The organism is Streptomyces sp. SID4985 (genome assembly GCF_009863025.1).
Lineage (GTDB): Bacteria > Actinomycetota > Actinomycetes > Streptomycetales > Streptomycetaceae > Streptomyces.
The window spans coordinates 1-1,367 of sequence record NZ_WWIR01000214.1; the positions used below are offsets into that span (position 1 = coordinate 1).

The following is a 1,367-nucleotide window of genomic DNA, read 5'->3' on the forward strand; positions in this document are numbered from 1 at the left end:
GCGAGTCCGTCGCGCCCGGCGACGCCCCGCCCGAGGCGGCGGCCGGTGCCGGCCGGGACACCGGCAGGACGGCCGGCCCCGGTACCGAGTCCCACAGGCCCGGTACCCGGTGGCGGGTCGCGATGGCCGCCTGCCTCGATCTGCGCGCGGGGCGGGAGCCCGAGGCGGGCCGCAGGCGTGCGCTGGAGCGTGCCGCGGGCGGCTCGACGCGGGTGCGGACGTACTGCGCGGCCGTGCTGTCGGCCCGGCGGGGCGGCTCGCCCACGGCCGTGCCCTCGACCGGCGACGGGAAGAACGACGGCCCCTTCGGCCGCTTCGGCGACGGCCACCGGTCCGACGGCTCGGGCGGTTCCGGCGACGGTGACGGCGACGGGGGTGGTGGCTCCGGCTCAGGTTCCGGTTCCGGCTCCGGTGACGACGACAGCCGCACCCGTGACTACCGCCAGCGCGACCGCATCGCCCACCACCATGACGACGGCACGGCCTCCCCCGTCCCCTCCCGCTACGTCCTGCCCGCCACCTCCGGCGGCACGGACCTCCCGACGGACGCCCCGAGCCTGGCCGTAAGCCCCCTCTGACCTGCTGTTTTGTCCGGCGCGGAAATTTCTTTGCGACAGGTGTGACGTTTCTGGAGCCGGTGACGCAGTACAGAGTGAGCCGACTGGTCATCGGCCGTCGCACTGAGCCGGGGTTCCCCCCGTACCCACGGCTCGTGCACCCGGCGCGGGCGGGACACGTTCCCCCGGTCCCGCCCGCGCCCCGCTTCACCAGGAGACGACAACCTTGTCGCCCACCCTCACCTGCGCGAACAGCGAGGCGATCGCCTGCTCGTCCCGCACGTTGACACAGCCGTGCGAGCCGCCCGCGTAACCGCGCGCCGCGAAGTCGTACGAGTAGTGCACGGCCTGTCCGCCGCTGAAGAACAGGGCGTACGGCATCGGGGAGTCATAGAGCGTCGACACATGGTGCCGGGACTTCCAGTAGACGCGGAACACACCCTCGCGGGTGGGGGAGTACTGCGAGCCGAAGCGGACGGACATCGTGGAGAGAGTCCGCCCGTCGGTCATCCAGCGCAGGGTCCGGCTGGTCTTGTCGATGCACAGCACGCGGCCGGTCAGACAGCGCGGGTCGGGTGCGGCGGCGGGCTGACCGCCCATCAGGTACAGCTCCCACCTGCCCGGCCGGTGCGTCATCGTGACCAGCCGCTGCCAGGTGACCGTGTCCGCACGACCCGTCCTCGGCAGTCCGCGCTTGCCCTGGAAACCGCTGACGGCCTTCTCGGTCAGATCGTCGTAGCTCCCGGTCGGCCCGTCGAAGAGCCAGTCGAGCTGCCGCAGCCGCGCCTGCAGCTCGCGCACTCCGGAGCC

General features: G+C 73.2%; 1 protein-coding gene and 1 pseudogene. One reads left to right on the top strand and one right to left on the bottom strand.

Features of this window, described 5'->3' with window-relative positions; translation table 11 throughout:
* Positions 1 to 578, top strand: a pseudogene (locus GTW40_RS08765) (hypothetical protein); the annotation flags it as partial.
* A 186-nt stretch (positions 579 to 764) separates the two neighbouring features.
* Here GTW40_RS08765 and GTW40_RS08770 read toward each other — a convergent pair.
* Positions 765 to 1,367, bottom strand: a 603-nt coding sequence (locus GTW40_RS08770; RefSeq protein WP_161179596.1) for a L,D-transpeptidase family protein, incomplete at its 5' end; no start/stop codon positions are given.